Genomic DNA, 15,586 nt, shown 5'->3' on the forward strand with positions numbered 1-15,586 from the left:
TTCGCCGGCCCGGCATTGCCGGCGCGCTCCATACGCCCTGCATACGCGCACGTACAGACGACACGGCGGATTCACCCTTATCATGGCCCGCTTCGATTGCAACAAGCGGATGACCGCGTGACCGTATCCACCCTCGCTTTTGTCTTCCCCGGCCAGGGCTCGCAGTCTGTGGGCATGGTGGCCGAGCTGGCCGAGCTGCACCCGCAGGTGCGTGAGGCCTTCACCGAGGCATCCGATGGTGCCGGCGTCGACCTGTGGGCGCTGTCCCAGGGTGGCCCGGAGGAAATGCTCAACCGTACCGAATACACGCAGCCGGCCCTGCTGGCGGCGAGCATCGGCGTTTGGCGCGCCTGGAACGCCGTGGGTGGTCCGCGCCCGTCGGTGCTGGCCGGCCACAGCCTGGGCGAGTACACGGCGCTGGTCGCCGCTGGCGCGCTGAGCCTGCATGACGGTGCGCACCTGGTGCGCCTGCGCGGCCAGCTGATGCAGGACGCGGCTCCGGCCGGCGTGGGCGCCATGGCCGCCGTGCTCGGCGCCGAAGACCAGCTGGTGCTGGACGTCTGCGCCGAAGCAGCGGGCAGCCAGGTGGTGGTACCGGCCAACTTCAACTCGCCCGGCCAGATCGTGATCGGTGGCGATGCGGCAGCAGTCGACCGCGCGCTGGCGTTGCTGGCCGACAAGGGCGTGCGCAAGGCAGTGAAGCTGGCCGTCAGCGTGCCCTCGCATACCCCGTTGATGCGCGAGGCCGCCAACCGTCTGGCCGAAGTGATGGCCGGGCTGTCCTGGCAGGCTCCGCAGCTGCCGGTGGTACAGAACGTCGATGCCCAGGTGCACGACGGCGTGGATGCCATCCGCACCGCGCTGGTCCAGCAGCTGTACCAGCCGGTGCAGTGGACCGGTTGCGTGCAGGCCCTGGCCGCCCGTGGCATCACCCAGGTTGCCGAATGTGGCCCGGGCAAGGTGCTGACCGGCCTGGTCAAGCGCATCGACAAGGCCATCGACGGCCGTTCGCTGGCCACCCCGGGCGACTTTGAAAGCGCCCGCGAGGCATGGTCGGCCTGATCGCCCCTGTTCCTGCCGACCCTGCCAGTGGCCGCTGCACGCGGCGCGGGTGGGGCGGCTGCCCCCGTCTGAGGAAACCATCATGAGCAAGCCCCTGCAGGGTGAAATCGCACTGGTCACCGGCGCCAGCCGTGGCATCGGTGCCGCCATTGCCGATCTGCTGGCCGCCCAGGGCGCCACCGTCATCGGCACCGCCACCACCGAGTCCGGCGCTGCGGCGATCGGCGAGCGCCTGGCGGCCCACGGTGGTCACGGCCGCGCGCTGAACGTCACCGATGCCGCCGCACTGGACAGCGTGCTGGATGGCATCGCCAAGGAATTCGGCCCGATCTCGATCCTGGTCAACAACGCCGGCATCACCCGCGACAATCTGCTGATGCGCATGAAGGACGATGACTGGGCCTCGATCATCGACACCAACCTGACCAGCGTGTTCCGCACCAGCAAGGCGGTCATGCGCGGCATGATGAAGGCACGCAAGGGCCGCATCATCAACATCGCCTCGGTGGTGGGCGTGACCGGCAATGCCGGCCAGGCCAACTACGCGGCCGCCAAGGCCGGCATCATCGGCTTCAGCAAGTCGCTGGCCAAGGAGATCGGCTCGCGTGGCGTCACCGTCAACGTGGTCGCGCCGGGCTTCATCGACACCGACATGACCAAGGCACTGCCGGAAGAAGCGCGCACCGCGCTGATCAACGACATCGCCCTCGAACGCCTAGGTTCACCGGAAGACATCGCCCATGCGGTGGCCTTCCTGGCCAGCCCGGCTGCCGGCTACATCACCGGCGAAACCCTCCATGTGAACGGCGGCATGTACATGCCGTAAGCAAGGGGCGCACGGATTGCGCCGCAAGTGGTTGATCTGCGTGGATTTTTGCTGCAATGCAAGGGCGCGCCGGTTTCCACTACACTATCCCACGGCCATCGCCCTTGATGGCGACCACTTTTGAACCACAACTCCATCTGGAGCGAGATCCCATGAGCACCATCGAAGAACGCGTCAAGAAAATCGTCGTCGAACAGCTTGGCGTCAAGGAAGAAGAAGTCACCACCAGCGCATCGTTCGTCGATGACCTGGGCGCTGACTCGCTGGACACCGTCGAGCTGGTGATGGCGCTGGAAGAAGAATTCGAGTGCGAAATCCCGGACGAAGAAGCCGAGAAGATCAGCACCGTGCAGGCCGCCATCGACTACATCAAGGCCCACGTCAAGGCCTGATGTCAGACGGCAGTGCGCGTGCGGGCATCCGCCCGGCGCGCACCGCACCCCATGGGGCCGCTGTTGCGGCCCCGTGTGTTTGCGCATCACACCGAAGCAAACCGCGTTGCCCGAAAGCATCTTCGGGTCAGGAGAATCAGCAATGAAGCGTCGCGTCGTCGTAACCGGCCTGGGTATCGTCTCGCCGTTGGGCAATGATCTGGCCAGCAGCTGGGAAGGTATCACCCATGGTCGTTCGGGCATCGGTCCGCTGACCAACGTCGCCGATTCCTACCTGGAACGGTTCACCACCAAGATTGCAGGTGAGGTCAAGGGCTTCGACATCACCGCCGACAATGCACTGTTCGGCAAGTATCGGGTCAGCGGCAAGGATGCCAAGAAGATGGACCCGTTCATCCATTACGGCCTCGGTGCCTCGTTCATGGCCCTGCATGATTCGGGCCTGGAGATCACCGACGCCAATGCCGAGCGCATCGGCGCCATCGTCGGCGCCGGCATCGGCGGCCTGCTCGGCATCGAAGAGCAGACCATCGAATTCCACGAGGGCAAGAAGATCTCGCCCTTCTACGTGCCCAAGACCATCATCAACATGCTGCCGGGCCAGCTGAGCATCATCACCGGCCTGAAGGGCCCGTCGTTCTCGGCGGTTTCGGCCTGCGCCACCTCGAACCACTCGATCGGCACCGCCATGCGCATGATCCAGTACGGCGATGCGGACGTGATGGTGGTGGGCGGCGCCGAGCGCGGCTCCTCGCCGACCGCCGTGGGCGGCTTCTGCGCGATGAAGGCCATGTCCACCCGCAACGACGCACCGGAACAGGCCTCGCGCCCCTGGGACAAGGACCGCGACGGCTTCGTGCTGGGCGACGGTGCCGGCATCCTGATCCTGGAAGAGTACGAGCACGCCAAGGCCCGTGGCGCGAAGATCTATTGCGAGCTGGCCGGCTTCGGCGCCAGCTCCGACGCGTACCACATGACCGCGCCGAGCGAGAACGGCGAAGGCGCTGCCCGCTGCATGACCATGGCGTTGAAGGACGCTGGCCTGAATCCGGAACAGGTGGGTTACCTCAACGCACATGGCACCTCCACGCCGCTGGGCGACCTCGGCGAAACCATGGCGATGAAGACGGCCTTCGGCGACCACGCCTACAAGATGATGGTCAGCTCCACCAAGTCGATGACCGGCCACCTGCTCGGCGCGGCCGGCGGTGTGGAGGCGATCTTCTCGGTGATGGCGCTGCAGGACAACGTCATCCCGCCGACCATCAACCTGCATGAGCCGGGCGAAGGCTGTGACCTGGACTACGTCCCCAATGAAGCGCGCCAGGCCAAGGTCGACGTGGTGATGTCCAATGGCTTCGGCTTCGGCGGCACCAACGGCACGCTGATCTTCAAGCGCGTCTGACCGGGTTGTAGCGTCGGGCCGTGCTCGACCGGACGTGCTCCACGCACCAGGAAGCCGCCGCAAGGCGGCTTCCGTGTATCTGAATTCCCCTGCAGGCCACCATGACCCACGCCCCGCTGATCCACCCGCTGCCGCATCCGATCGATCTGCTGGCCCTGCAGCAGCAGGCGCCGGAACGTTTCCCGCTGCTGATGGAGTCCACCGCTTCCGGCACCGCGCAGGGGCGCTGGAGCCTGCTGTTGGCCGCACAGGGCGACACGCTGCGCCTGGATGCCGATGGTTGCGTGCGCGACCAGCAGGATACGGTGCAGCCCGGCAGCTTCCTGCAGGCGCTGGACCGCGCCTGGCAGCAGGCACGGCTGCCGCACGATGGCAGTCACAGCCTGCCGTTCCGCGGCGGCTGGGCCTTGATGCTCGACTACGAAGTGGCCAGCCAGATCGAGCCGGTGCTGCCGGCGCGTGCGCGCGATGATGGCCGGCCGACGGCACTGGCGCTGCGCTGCCCGGCGGCCGTGCTGCACGATCACCAGAACCACGCCAGCTTCGTCATCGCCGAAGCGGGCGAGCAGGCGCTGCTGGACTCGCTGGTGGCGCTGGCCGCGCAGGCGCTGCCGGAGGCGGGGCAGGGCTGGCAGCCGCCGCAGTCGGTCGGCGAAGACGCGCCGCAGCGCTTCACCGACGGCGTGCGCCGGGTGATCGACTACCTGCGCGCCGGCGATGTGTTCCAGGTGAACCTGTCGCGGCGCTGGAGCGCGCAGTTCGCCACGCCGGTCAGCCCGCAGGCCCTGTACGCACAGCTGCGCCGCGCCAACCCCGCACCGTTTGCCGGCCTGTTCAGTGCGTTTGGGCGGCACGTGGTCAGCTCCTCGCCGGAGCGGCTGGTATCGGTGCATGCCGGCCACGCGCAGACCCGGCCGATCGCGGGCACGCGCCCACGTTTCGAGGCTGACGATGATGCCGCGCGCATCCAGGAGCTGGTCGGGCACCCGAAGGAGCGCGCCGAGCACGTGATGCTGATTGACCTCGAGCGCAACGATCTGGGCCGCATCTGCCTGCCCGGCACCGTGGTGGTCGATGAATTGATGACGGTGGAGAGCTACGCCCATGTGCACCACATCGTCAGCAACGTCAGCGGCCATCTGCGCCCGGAGGTCACCCCCGGCGAAGTGATCGCCGCAACGTTCCCCGGCGGCACCATCACCGGCTGCCCGAAGGTGCGCTGCATGCAGATCATCAGCGAGCTGGAGCAGGTGCCGCGCGGTGCCTATACCGGGGCGTTCGGCTGGCTGAACCGCGATGGCGACCTGGACCTGAACATCCTGATCCGTACCGCCGAGGTGGACGGCCACGAGGTCAGTTTCCGCACCGGTGCCGGCATCGTGGTCGATTCGGACCCGGACAAGGAGCTGGACGAGACCCGCGCCAAAGCGCGTGGCCTGCTGCGCGCCCTGGGCCAGCAAGGGTAGGCGATCGCCCCCCGGCGGGCATGGCCCGGCGCTACCGATGCATCACCGCCGGGCCATGCCCGGCGAGCGAAGCGGGGTTGAGCGCCTCATCCGGCCATGACCCCACACCACCGGCACGGTATCCTGCACGACGGAATCGAGTTCTGAGGTAATCCATGGCGGGAGCCAAGCGCGGGTGTCTGTTCGTGGTAACGCTGCTGGTGGTGCTGATCGCGGTCGTGGCCGGCGCGGGCGCGTGGTTCTTCTACAAGCAGACCCAGTTCGCCGATGCCCGGATCTCCCCCTCCGCAGAGACCGTGGTGATCGCCAGCGGCGATGGCCTGAACACCGTGCTGCGCAAGCTGCGCGAGGCGGGCGTGGACGAAGGCCAGGACGCACAGTGGCAGCTGCTGGCACGCCAGCTCGACGCCGCCGGCAAGCTGAAGGTGGGTGAGTACGCGCTGGACAACCAGCTGACCCCGCGCGAGCTGCTGCTGCGCATGCGCGCCGGCAAGGTCCTGCAGCACCGCGTCACCATCATCGAAGGCTGGAACATCCGCCAGCTGCGCGCGGCGCTGAAGCGTGCCGATCCACTGCTGCACACCACCGATGATCTTGATGATGCGGCACTGATGCAGCGCCTGGGTTTCGGCGGCCAGCATCCGGAAGGCCGGTTCCTGCCGGAGACCTACATCTACCAGCGCGGTGACAGCGACGTGGATGTGCTCAAGCGTGCGCATGCGGCAATGGAAAAGGCGCTGGACGAGGCCTGGCAGAGCCGTGCACCGGACCTGCCGATCAACACGCCGTACGAGCTGCTGACGCTGGCATCGATCATCGAGAAGGAAACCGCGCTGGCCAGCGAGCGCCCGCAGATTGCCGGCGTGTTCATGCGCCGCCTGCAGATCGGCATGCGCCTGCAGACCGATCCCACCGTGATCTATGGCATCGGCGCGGCCTATGACGGCAACATCCGCCGCCGCGACCTGACCACCGATACGCCTTACAACACCTATACCCGTGCGGGCCTGACCCCGACCCCCATCGCCATGCCCAGCCGCGACGCCCTGATGGCCGCGGCACAGCCGGCAGCGGGGGATGCACTGTATTTCGTCGCCGTTGGCGATGGCAGTGGCGCGCACGTGTTCTCGTCCAGCCTGGACCAGCACAACGCTGCGGTAGCGCGCTACCTGCAGCAGCTGCGCCAGCAACGCACCCAGGAGACCCCGGCGCAATGAGTCCCGCGCTGCTACGCCACCCGCGTTTCGTCAGCCTGGAAGGCGGCGAAGGCGCCGGCAAGACCACTGCGATCAATGCCATCCGCGCGTGCCTGCGCCAGCATGGCCATGAGGTCGTGTTGACGCGTGAACCGGGTGGCACGCCGCTGGCCGAGCGCATCCGCAGCCTGATACTGAAGCCCGATGCCGAGATCGCCGCCGAGCCGCTCAGTGCCGAGGCCGAACTGCTGCTGGTGTTCGCCGCCCGCGCGCAGCACGTGCGGGAGGTGATCCAGCCGGCCCTGCAGCGCGGTGCCTACGTGCTGAGTGATCGCTTCACCGATTCCAGCTACGCCTACCAGGGAGGGGGCCGTGGCCTGGACCCGCAGTGGATTGCCGAGCTGGAGCGCCGTGCCGTTGGCCTGTTGCCGGGCCTGACCCTGCTGCTGGATGTGGACGTGGCGGTCGGTCGTGCGCGCGCCAATGGCCGCGACCTGTGGCCGGACCGCATCGAGAGCGAGCAGGACGATTTCTTCCAGCGCGTGCGTGAAGTGTTCCGCAGCCGCGCCCAGCAGGACCCACAGCGCTTCGCCGTGATCGACGCGGGCCAGGTGCAGGAACGCGTGGCCGCCGACGTGATCGCGCAGGTCGAGCGCTGGCTGCAGGAAGGAAAGGGCGCATGAGCACCTTCTCGCCCTGGCAGCAGCGCGCATTCGATCAGACCGTGGCCGCGCTCGACGCGGGCCGGCTGGGGCATGGCCTGTTGATCTGCGGCCCGGCCGGGCTGGGCAAGCGCGAGGTTGCACTGGCGCTGGCCGACCACGTGCTGGCGCAGGGCGATGCCGCGCACGCCACGCGCACCCGCCACCTGATCGCTGCCGGTACCCACCCGGACCTGCAGCTGGTGAGCTTCATTCCGAACAAGAGCGGCGACAAGCTGCGTACCGAGATCGTCATCGAGCAGGTGCGCGAGATCACCGACAAACTGGCATTGACCCCGCAGTACGGTGTGGCCCAGGTGGTGATCGTCGATCCGGCCGATGCGATCAACCGCTCCGCGGCCAATGCACTGCTCAAGACGCTGGAAGAACCGCAGCCCGGCCGCTACCTGTGGCTGATCAGCAGCGACCCGGCACGCCTGCCGCAGACCATCCGCAGCCGGTGCCAGCGCCTGGAGTTCAAGCTGCCGCCGCACGAGGAAGCGCTGGCCTGGTTGCAGCAGCAGGGCCACAGCGACGCCTCCGCACGCGAGGCGCTGGACGCCGCGCGCGGCCATCCCGGCCAGGCCGACAACTGGCTGCGCGAGGACGGGCTGAGCCTGCGCCGTGAGGTGGCCCGCGACCTGGAGCAGCTGGCCACCGGCAGGACCGGCGCGGTGGAGCTGGCGCAGAAATGGTGCGGTGATGACAACGCGGCGCTGCGCCTGCGCTTCGCCGCCGACCTGGCGCTGGCCCAGGCCAGCACGGACGCCTTGACCGCGCCGGAGCGATTGCACAAGCTGGCAGCCTGGTTCGACGCTGCCAACCGCACCCGCGACCTGCTGCGCACCACGGTGCGTGCAGACCTTGCGGTGGTCGAGTTGCTGCTGGCCTGGAACAAGGTGAACGAGCGGCCTGCCGCAAGGGGAAATCGATGAGTGCCAGCAACGCCCGCCAAGGCATCCTGTCCCTGGCCGTGAAGGACAAAGCCGCGCTGTACAGCGCGTACATGCCGTTCGTGAAGAATGGCGGCATTTTCGTGCCCACGCCCAAGCGCTACTTCCTCGGCGACGAGGTGTTCCTGCTGCTGACCCTGCCCGATTCCAGCGAGCGCCTGCCGGTGGCCGGCAAGGTGATCTGGGTGACCCCGGCAGGCGCGCAGGGCAACCGTACCGCAGGCATCGGCGTGCAGCTGGCAGACGGCGCTGAAGGGGAGGGCGTGCGCCACAAGATCGAGACCCAGCTGGCCGGCCTGACCAGCTCGGACAAGCCTACCCACACGATGTGAGGCAGCGCCGGGCCACGCCCGGCGGCACGCCTCGAAAACACACGTGAAGACGGATGTGAAAACTGTTGACGGCCTCTGAAAAGTTCCTATAATGAGCGGCTCAGCAACACACCGGGCGGTTAGCTCAGCGGTAGAGCATTGCCTTCACACGGCAAGGGTCACAGGTTCGATCCCTGTACCGCCCACCATGTTGCAGAACGAAAAAAGCCTCCAGCAATGGGGGCTTTTTTGCTATCTGATGATGCGTGCCAGCGTCGCTGCTGCGGCTGCCATCAGCCGTGCTGATCCAGCAGATCCCGCGCGATCATCGCCGTCGCATCCAACAGGTCGTGGCCGCTGCCGGCCTGCACCACCACCGCCAACAGACCACGGCCCACCTCGGCATTGCCGCTGGTCAGTTCCATCTCGCCTTCAAAGCACAGATCGGCCAGCCACTCGTGCGCCTGTTGAAGCCCGCGCTTGCGGGTGCGGCGAAACTCCGCCAGCAGCTTCGCCTGGCCCGCACCGTGCTCGCCGTCAGCGAGCAGGCCAATGGCGCCGCCGTGCGCAGCGCGCCACACCTCGGGCAAAGGCCGGCCGTGCTCATCCAGCATCTCGGGTGCAAACTGTGCGCAGTACATCTCGTAGCGTTTGCCTGCTGTGCTGGCCGGCACGATACCTGCCTCGGCAAGCAGGCGTTCGGCTTCGTCGAGCTGATTGAACTTCAGGCGCAGCAGAGCGGGGCGGCTCAGTTGTCGAGCCAGCGCGTGCTGGTTGGCGGCGAACCACACGGTCCAGCCCACGGTCGCGCGGCCCTCCAGTGCGGCCTTGAAGTAGTCCAGATGTTCGGCGTCCATTGCGGCCTCCTGCGTTCCCTGCGCGATTGTAGCGGGAGGGCATCCGGGCCGGTCAGTCAGCGCCGGAGAGGCAATGATTCGCCTCGCGCACCAGCTGTCGTGCGGCCACGATCAGTCCGTCGATATGGAAGGCGCCCAGCTGTTCGTCCGGGCCGCCTTCGTTGCGTGCACGATCGGCAGCCTGCAGCAGATCGAGCAATGCGGTAAGCCCAGACATCGAGCGGCGCAGCGAGGCGTGATTGCTGGCAACGAGGGTGAGGCTGTTGCACGGCTGTCCGTCATCGCCGTCGGCGCGGCTGATGGCATTGAGGTACGTGAAGAAGGCAGGCGACTGCACGGGCAGACTCTGTTCGTGCAAGGCGCACTCGATCTCGCGTGCGAGGTCCTCGGGCACGTCGGCGGCGATGTCGCCGATCAGGGCGTGCAGGCGGGGATGGACAGCGGTGCGGTTGGTCATGGCGAAACCCTCACTGGCGTGGGGCCACCTTCCGAAGCGAAGGTGGCGGACGGTGCGGGTTGGCGTACCAAGGCAAACAAACTTCAAGGGAGAAGAACGCCTGGCGGATCTTGCGATCCCCACGCACCGTCCGCCATTGACGGCAGTCGGTGCATTCTCTCAGCTGCGATTGATTTCGCAGGCCTTGAAGCTTGTTCGTTTATTCGAGACGCCAATCCCGGCCAAGGCAACTGCCCCGGCGCGGTGATCATCCGGCTGCGCAATCACATCGGTCTGTAAGGAAAATTCCCTTTCATGCCAATGCGGAGGAGGGAGATTTCGATCTGTGCGTCAGTGCACGGGCGCGCTGCGAGCAACGTCACTTCCGATGCGACGCGCTGCACGGGCTGTCGGTGCACTTCGCGACAACGCGGTACGCGCCGCGGGTTGTTTGCGTCACGCTGCGCACGATGCCCGGATCACTCGAGCAGCGTCGGGTCGGTGATATCCAGCAGCCCGGCATTCGCCATCCGCAGCTCAACCTGATGCACGCGCCTCAGATGTTCCGGGTTGCGCAGATCGAAGGGTTCGTCCAGCGCTACGATCATCGTTCCCTTGCCTTTCACGACCTCCATGGACGCCGCTTCAGGAATGAATTTCTTCGGCACGAGGTGGGGTACAAATCCCATCCAGCCCAGCCAGCGTCGATGGGGAAACAGTTGATGGAAGTGTGCGTAGGTTTCATATCCCTCTCCGTCCGGGAGTGGGGACGTAACGTCTGTCGCAACGAACACGGCGTCCAAACGGGTTGCAATGCTTCGGACGCAGGATCGAATGATTCCGGATGTGCCATCCGGACCAAACGCCTGGACGGGGGCGTTGATGCTCAGGGTAACCCTGCCGAACCACGGCCTGTAATCCAGCGTAGGACAGCCAGGTTGATCATGAGCTTTCTGGCTCAAGGCGGGAGTAATGGAAGCGCCGGCACCGCCTGAATTGGCCGCAGTTGGGTACTTTCTATGGTAGTAGGCGGCGTTCTCGGCGACTGCATCGATGAACCTTGTCTTGTCGCTTAGAGGTACCGGTCTGCCAGAGGAATCACGAAGCGCCCAGTTCTGGAAAAGGTGATGTATCTCGCCAAGCTCTTCGGTAAGTTGCAACAGTTGTCGATAGGCCGCCTCAGCACTCAGCACCTCCACCGGCACAGTTGTATCTATGAATGCGTTGTACATCTCGGGCATTGTGATTTTCTAGGGGGATGTTGGATCAACGCAGGTGCAAGTTCGCAGATCTCGTCCTTTCCGCATGATGCGGGATGCACGATCCTTCTCACCATTCCTTGTACTTCGGCTAATGCTCATCGCGACAGCAGCACAAGTGGCAGGTCAGCTACATTGCATTGTGCACGGATGCCCGAATCACTCGAGCAGCGTCGGATCGGTGATGTCCAGCAGCCCGGCATTCGCCATCCGCAGTTCAACCTGATGCACGCGCCTCAGATGTTCCGGGTTGCGCAGATCGAAGGGTTCGTCCAGCGCTACGATCATCGTTCCTTTGCCTTTCACGACCTCCATGGACGCCGCTTCAGGAATGAATTTCTTCGGCACGAGGTGGGGTACAAATCCCATCCAGCCCAGCCAGCGTCGATGGGGGAAGAGGCGATGATTGGCATAGTAGGTGTCATAGCCCTTGCCGGTTGGAAGGGGACATACAACGTCTGTAGCTACATGATCAGCAAGCATGGCGGTTGATAGCGCCGCAACGCACTGGCGTACCACCGAAGTGGCGCCTTCCGCAGAGAATGCTTCGATGGGCCTGAAGATCGTCATCGTCAGTCGTCCTGCCCATGGGTAATACTCGATGGAAGCCCTTCCAGGGGTTTTCCACTCCCTGGCGGTCATGGCAGTGGTGAGGTTGGCGCCCGCGCCACCGGCATCCGGATCATCAGGGAATTCCTGTCCGTCCTGCTCGGCATGGGACGCCAGCATCTGGACGAAGCGCTCTTCATCAGAATATGGAATTGCCCCATTCGAGCGTGAATGCTCAATCCAGCGGTGGAACGCAGGATGCACGTCCTGGAGCAATCGAACGAGCGGTTGGAGCCGGCCATAGACAGTTTGCGCGTCAAGCGTTTCAGTGGCGATCCACGCGTCTACGACAGTTCTGAACATGGGCGTCATGGTGAGTGCCTGCAGCAGAAGGAATCATCTTTGAACAGCCTGACCGCGATGTCGAAGCACTCGATCTCAAGGAAGTGCCATTCCAGCTTTGCAGGTCGGCCAAGCGCGAGAACATGTGCGCGCTGTCTATGAAACTGTCTGAGCCAGCTCTCCAGGATGGTGGGTCGAGTTCGATCAAGCTGGGCCCAGAAGCGCAACTCGCCATCATCTTCAAAGAACTGCTTGTAGTGGCCCTTGGTCTCTACCACAGTGCACTGAGCGCGCCAGAATCCATCACGTTTAGATATCGGACCTGTCACTTATGGCACTTCATGCAGCGGCTGATTGTGATCGCTTCTCCCGTTTCTGCTGGAGAAACAAGAGCTTTCCAGAAATTTGGGGTCGCGGGATTCAGTCAATGAGGGCAGGGACGTGGTCTGCGGGACGCTGCGTTGATGAGTTCAGAAACCTGCGAGAAGCGACATGCACCCTAGTAATCAGAGAACGAACGCGGAGCGGCAGGGAAGCTGAGAAGTGCGCCCTCCTGGGGGAGGAAATTGCAGGGCTCTGAACGGGACGCGCGTTCGCGCGACATTTCACACAGAAATCTAGCAGCCCGGCGCATCGTCTCCCAACCCTCCACCCGGGAGCCCCACCATGCCGCTCGCCCGCATCGATCTCCGCAAAGGCCAATCCGCCGACTACCTGCAGCGCGTCGGCGAGGCCATCTACCAGGCCATGCGCGCTGTCGGCGTGCCCGAGAACGACCGCTTCCAGATTTTCCAGGAGCACGACGCCGCCACCCTGGTCTACGACCCCAGTTACCTGGGTGTGCAGCGCTCCGACGATTTCATCTGCATCCAGATCACCTGGAACGAGGGCCGCACCCTGGAGCAGAAGAAGGCGCTGTACGCGGGCATTGCTGACGGCCTGCATTCGGCAGTGGGCATCCGCCGCGAGGACGTGTTCATCAATCTGGTGGAAGTGAAGAAGGAGAACTGGTCGTTCGGGCATGGCGTTGCCCAGTACGCGACGTGAGGCACCTGCGTCACCCTGTCGCAGGGGCAAAACCCTGAACGCGGTCCAAGGTTGCGGCGCCGCGCCGTAGAATGCCCGGGTGCACCGCCCCCGATTCCACCGCCGGTTCCAGGCCCTGGCATGGCTCGCCCTGCTGCTGGTGCTGCTTGCCCCGCTGGTGAGCCGCTGGGTGGCGCATGGCCGCGTGGCAGCGGCGGCGCCGGTGGCGGCGATGGATCATTCGCTGCATGCGCAGCACACGATGGAAGGCCATCACGACCATCATGCGATGGCGACGCCGCACGGTGAGGCCGCGAAGAATCCGCCCGCCGATCCACACGCCGACCATGAAATGGGCGTGGATTGCGATTACTGCCTGATCGCGGCGCGGTTGATCACCCTGCTGGTGGCGGCGTTCCTGCTGCTGGTGCCCTTGGCGCCGGTCTGCCGGGCGCGGCTGGGCGCTGTGCTGGCAGTGCCCGCGCGCCTGGCGGGAACCCTCGGGGCGCGGGGACCACCGGCGGCATTGGCGGGCTGAGCCGCGCGCGCGGCCGTGCATTCCCTCTGATGGAAGCCGCCAGGCATGGCCTGGCGCTACCGCGTGCGCTTTCCTTCCTGCTGCCCCGCGGTGCGGGGTGGCATTGCATGCCGTGAAAAAATGAAAAGACATCCGAAGCGCGTTGCCCTGCGTTGGGCGACGCTGCCGGCGCTGTGCGCCTGCGCCCTGCCTGTTGCACCTGCCCGTGCCGAAGCGGCGGGCCCGACCACCCTGGACACCGTACGCGTAGTCGATACCCGGCACGGTGCGCTGTCGGCCACCCCCGGCGCAGGTTCCGCGCTCGGCCTGAACGTGCTGCAGACACCTGCGGCGCTCACCGTGATCGACCGCGACCAGCTGGAGCAGCGCGGCGACAGCAACCTCAACGATGCGATCAGCCGCGCGGGTGCGATCAGCGCGATGCCGCATCCGGGCAACGGCCTCAGCGCGCTGTCCAGCCGGGGCTTCACTGATGGGGCGTCGGTGATGCGCCTGTACGATGGCCTGCGCCAGTACGGGGGCGTCGGCATCACGTTCCCGTTCGATACCTGGTCCATCGAGCGCATCGAAGTGCTGCGCGGGCCGGCCTCGGTGATCCACGGCGACGGTGCGATCGGCGGTGTGATCAACATCGTGCCGAAGAAGCCTTCGCGCGGTGCCGTCGAGAACGAGATCAGTGTGACGGTGGGCAGCGAGGACATCGCGCGCCTGGGCTTCGGCAGCGGTGGCGCGCTGACGCCCGAGCTGGCCTACCGGCTGGATGTGAGCGGCAACTACAGCGGCGGCTGGGTGGACCGTGGCCGCAACAGTGACGCGACTTTCTCCGGGGCATTGCTGTGGCAGCCGCGTACCGACCTGCAGCTGACGCTCACCCATGGGCAGGGCTACCAGCAGCCGATGCGCTACTTCGGCACGCCGCTGGTGGATGGCCGACAGTTGGACGCACTGCGCCACCGCAACTACAACGTGGAAGACAGTGACATCCGATTCCGTGACCGCTGGACGCAGCTCGATGCGCTGTGGACGCCGAACGCGAAGATGGAGTGGCGCACCCGCGTCTACCAGATCGACAGCCAGCGCGATTGGCGCAACGCCGAGGCCTATGTCTACAACCCGCGCACTGGCCTGATTGACCGCTCGGGCAACACCCAGATCACCCACAACCAGGACCAGACCGGGCTGACCTCGACGCTGCGCGTGCAGGGTGAGGTGGGCGGTCTTGCCAACAGTTTCGCGCTGGGGATGGATGCCAACCGTGCGCATTTCAAGCACACCAACAATACCTATGCCGGCAGTTCCGGTCCGGTCGATCCGTTCCATCCGGTGCCGGGGCAGTTTGCCAGCGATGCGCCGAACCTGCCGCGCTACCGCAACAGTGCCGAGCAGTACGCTCTGTTCGTGGAAGACCGGCTGGCCCTGAACGAGCGCTGGTCGGTACTGGGCGGGCTGCGCCACGACCGCGCGCGCATCGATCGTACCGATCTGATCAGCGGCCAGAAGGCATTCTCGAAGACCTACAGCAGCACCGGCTGGCGAGCAGGTACGGTATTCGCGCTGCAGCCGACGCTGAGCCTGTACGCGCAGTATTCGCAGGCGGCCGACCCGGTCAGCGGCCTGTTGATGATCAGCCCGGCCAACGGTGCCTTCGACCTGGCCAAGGGGCGTCAGGTCGAAGTCGGCCTGAAGCAGGCCTTCGACGGTGGCGAGTGGACGCTGGCGGCGTACCGGATCCGCAAGACCGGGCTGCTCAGCCGTGATCCGCTGCTCCCGGATCGTCGGGTGCAGGTGGGCGCGCAGACTTCGCGCGGAATCGAGGCGTCCTTGAACTGGAATTTCGCGCCGCAATGGACGCTCGATGCCAACGCGACGGTTCTGAAGGCCGAGTTCGAGGACTTCCTGGAAGCCACCGGTTCGCCGGCTGTGCTGGTCTCGCGCGATGGCAATGTGCCGCCGAACGTGGCAGAGCGGCTGGCCAATGTATGGGTGAGCTGGCAGTTCCTGCCCGACTGGAGCGCGGCCGCAGGTGTGCGTTACGTCGGCAAGCGTTACGCCGACAACGCCAACACCCTGGAGCTGCCGGGCTACAGCACCACCGATCTGGCGCTGACCTGGCAGGCGGCACCGCGCACGCGGGTGACAGCCCGTGTGTTCAACGTGTTCGACAAGGCGTACTACGCCACGGCGTACTACACCAGCACGCAGTGGCTGCTGGGTGCGGACCGCCGCGTCGAGTTCACCCTCGATCACCGCTTCTGAGGACGCACGCC

17 protein-coding genes and 1 tRNA gene are annotated in these 15,586 nt (G+C 65.7%); 13 read left to right on the top strand and 5 right to left on the bottom strand.

The genetic code is table 11. The annotated features are described in order from the left end of the window. The first annotated feature begins 117 nt into the window (after positions 1-117). From fabD to N8888_RS04170, 10 genes are all read left to right on the top strand, one after another. Positions 118-1,062, top strand: a complete 945-nt coding sequence (gene fabD / locus N8888_RS04125; protein ID WP_263177719.1) for an ACP S-malonyltransferase — start codon at positions 118-120, stop codon at positions 1,060-1,062. Positions 1,063-1,144: 82 nt separating this feature from the next. Further along, positions 1,145-1,888 carry a 3-oxoacyl-ACP reductase FabG gene (gene fabG, locus N8888_RS04130; RefSeq protein WP_053519099.1) on the top strand — a complete coding sequence of 248 codons (744 nt, stop codon included), beginning with the start codon at positions 1,145-1,147 and terminating at the stop codon, positions 1,886-1,888. 152 nt (positions 1,889-2,040) lie between these two features. Then, positions 2,041-2,280: an acyl carrier protein gene (gene acpP / locus N8888_RS04135; protein WP_053519101.1), complete on the top strand. Its 240-nt coding sequence runs from the start codon at positions 2,041-2,043 to the stop codon at positions 2,278-2,280. 142 nt (positions 2,281-2,422) lie between these two features. Beyond that, on the top strand, positions 2,423-3,685 hold the full coding sequence (gene fabF / locus N8888_RS04140) for a beta-ketoacyl-ACP synthase II (protein ID WP_263177722.1): 1,263 nt from the start codon (positions 2,423-2,425) through the stop codon (positions 3,683-3,685). 101 nt (positions 3,686-3,786) lie between these two features. Beyond that, positions 3,787-5,151 carry an aminodeoxychorismate synthase component I gene (locus N8888_RS04145; RefSeq protein WP_263177723.1) on the top strand — a complete coding sequence of 455 codons (1,365 nt, stop codon included), beginning with the start codon at positions 3,787-3,789 and terminating at the stop codon, positions 5,149-5,151. 155 nt (positions 5,152-5,306) lie between these two features. Beyond that, positions 5,307-6,368, top strand: a complete 1,062-nt coding sequence (gene mltG, locus N8888_RS04150) for an endolytic transglycosylase MltG (RefSeq protein ID WP_065182456.1) — start codon at positions 5,307-5,309, stop codon at positions 6,366-6,368. Further along, positions 6,365-7,030: a dTMP kinase gene (gene tmk, locus N8888_RS04155; protein WP_065182455.1), complete on the top strand. Its 666-nt coding sequence runs from the start codon at positions 6,365-6,367 to the stop codon at positions 7,028-7,030. The genes mltG and tmk overlap by 4 nt, the downstream gene beginning before the upstream one ends. Then, complete coding sequence (locus N8888_RS04160) at positions 7,027-7,983, top strand: DNA polymerase III subunit delta' (RefSeq protein ID WP_111187151.1); 957 nt, start codon at positions 7,027-7,029, stop codon at positions 7,981-7,983. The genes tmk and N8888_RS04160 overlap by 4 nt, the downstream gene beginning before the upstream one ends. Further along, on the top strand, positions 7,980-8,333 hold the full coding sequence (locus N8888_RS04165; protein WP_053520428.1) for a PilZ domain-containing protein: 354 nt from the start codon (positions 7,980-7,982) through the stop codon (positions 8,331-8,333). The genes N8888_RS04160 and N8888_RS04165 overlap by 4 nt, the downstream gene beginning before the upstream one ends. Before the next feature lie 113 nt (positions 8,334-8,446). Then, positions 8,447-8,521: transfer RNA gene (locus tag N8888_RS04170), tRNA-Val, on the top strand. A gap of 84 nt (positions 8,522-8,605) precedes the next feature. On the opposite strand, the gene N8888_RS04175 is transcribed toward N8888_RS04170, so the two are convergent. From N8888_RS04175 to N8888_RS18795, 5 genes are all read right to left on the bottom strand, one after another. Next, a complete protein-coding gene (locus N8888_RS04175; RefSeq protein WP_197572469.1) occupies positions 8,606-9,169 on the bottom strand; it encodes a hypothetical protein in 564 nt (187 codons plus the stop codon). A 52-nt stretch (positions 9,170-9,221) separates the two neighbouring features. Then, positions 9,222-9,626, bottom strand: a complete 405-nt coding sequence (locus N8888_RS04180) for a hypothetical protein (RefSeq protein WP_197572470.1) — start codon at positions 9,624-9,626, stop codon at positions 9,222-9,224. Between the two features lie 458 nt (positions 9,627-10,084). Continuing rightward, entirely contained in the window at positions 10,085-10,846 is a 762-nt protein-coding gene (locus N8888_RS04185; protein ID WP_263177724.1) for an Imm52 family immunity protein, read from the bottom strand. Between the two features lie 177 nt (positions 10,847-11,023). Further along, on the bottom strand, positions 11,024-11,785 hold the full coding sequence (locus N8888_RS04190; RefSeq protein WP_263177725.1) for an Imm52 family immunity protein: 762 nt from the start codon (positions 11,783-11,785) through the stop codon (positions 11,024-11,026). Further along, positions 11,782-12,084, bottom strand: a complete 303-nt coding sequence (locus N8888_RS18795; RefSeq protein WP_080375321.1) for a Tox-REase-5 domain-containing protein — start codon at positions 12,082-12,084, stop codon at positions 11,782-11,784. Before N8888_RS18795 ends, N8888_RS04190 begins: the two co-directional genes overlap by 4 nt. A 337-nt stretch (positions 12,085-12,421) precedes the next feature. On the opposite strand from N8888_RS18795, the gene N8888_RS04200 reads away from it, so the two are divergent. The 3 genes from N8888_RS04200 (at position 12,422) to N8888_RS04210 (ending at position 15,575) form a co-directional block, all read left to right on the top strand. Next, entirely contained in the window at positions 12,422-12,802 is a 381-nt protein-coding gene (locus tag N8888_RS04200) for a tautomerase family protein (protein WP_074900404.1), read from the top strand. Between the two features lie 130 nt (positions 12,803-12,932). Continuing rightward, a complete protein-coding gene (locus tag N8888_RS04205) occupies positions 12,933-13,319 on the top strand; it encodes a DUF2946 family protein (RefSeq protein ID WP_053519267.1) in 387 nt (128 codons plus the stop codon). A 120-nt stretch (positions 13,320-13,439) separates the two neighbouring features. Next, positions 13,440-15,575: a TonB-dependent receptor gene (locus N8888_RS04210; protein ID WP_263177727.1), complete on the top strand. Its 2,136-nt coding sequence runs from the start codon at positions 13,440-13,442 to the stop codon at positions 15,573-15,575. Positions 15,576-15,586 lie beyond the last annotated feature (11 nt).

The organism is Stenotrophomonas maltophilia (assembly GCF_025642255.1).
Lineage (GTDB): Bacteria > Pseudomonadota > Gammaproteobacteria > Xanthomonadales > Xanthomonadaceae > Stenotrophomonas > Stenotrophomonas maltophilia_P.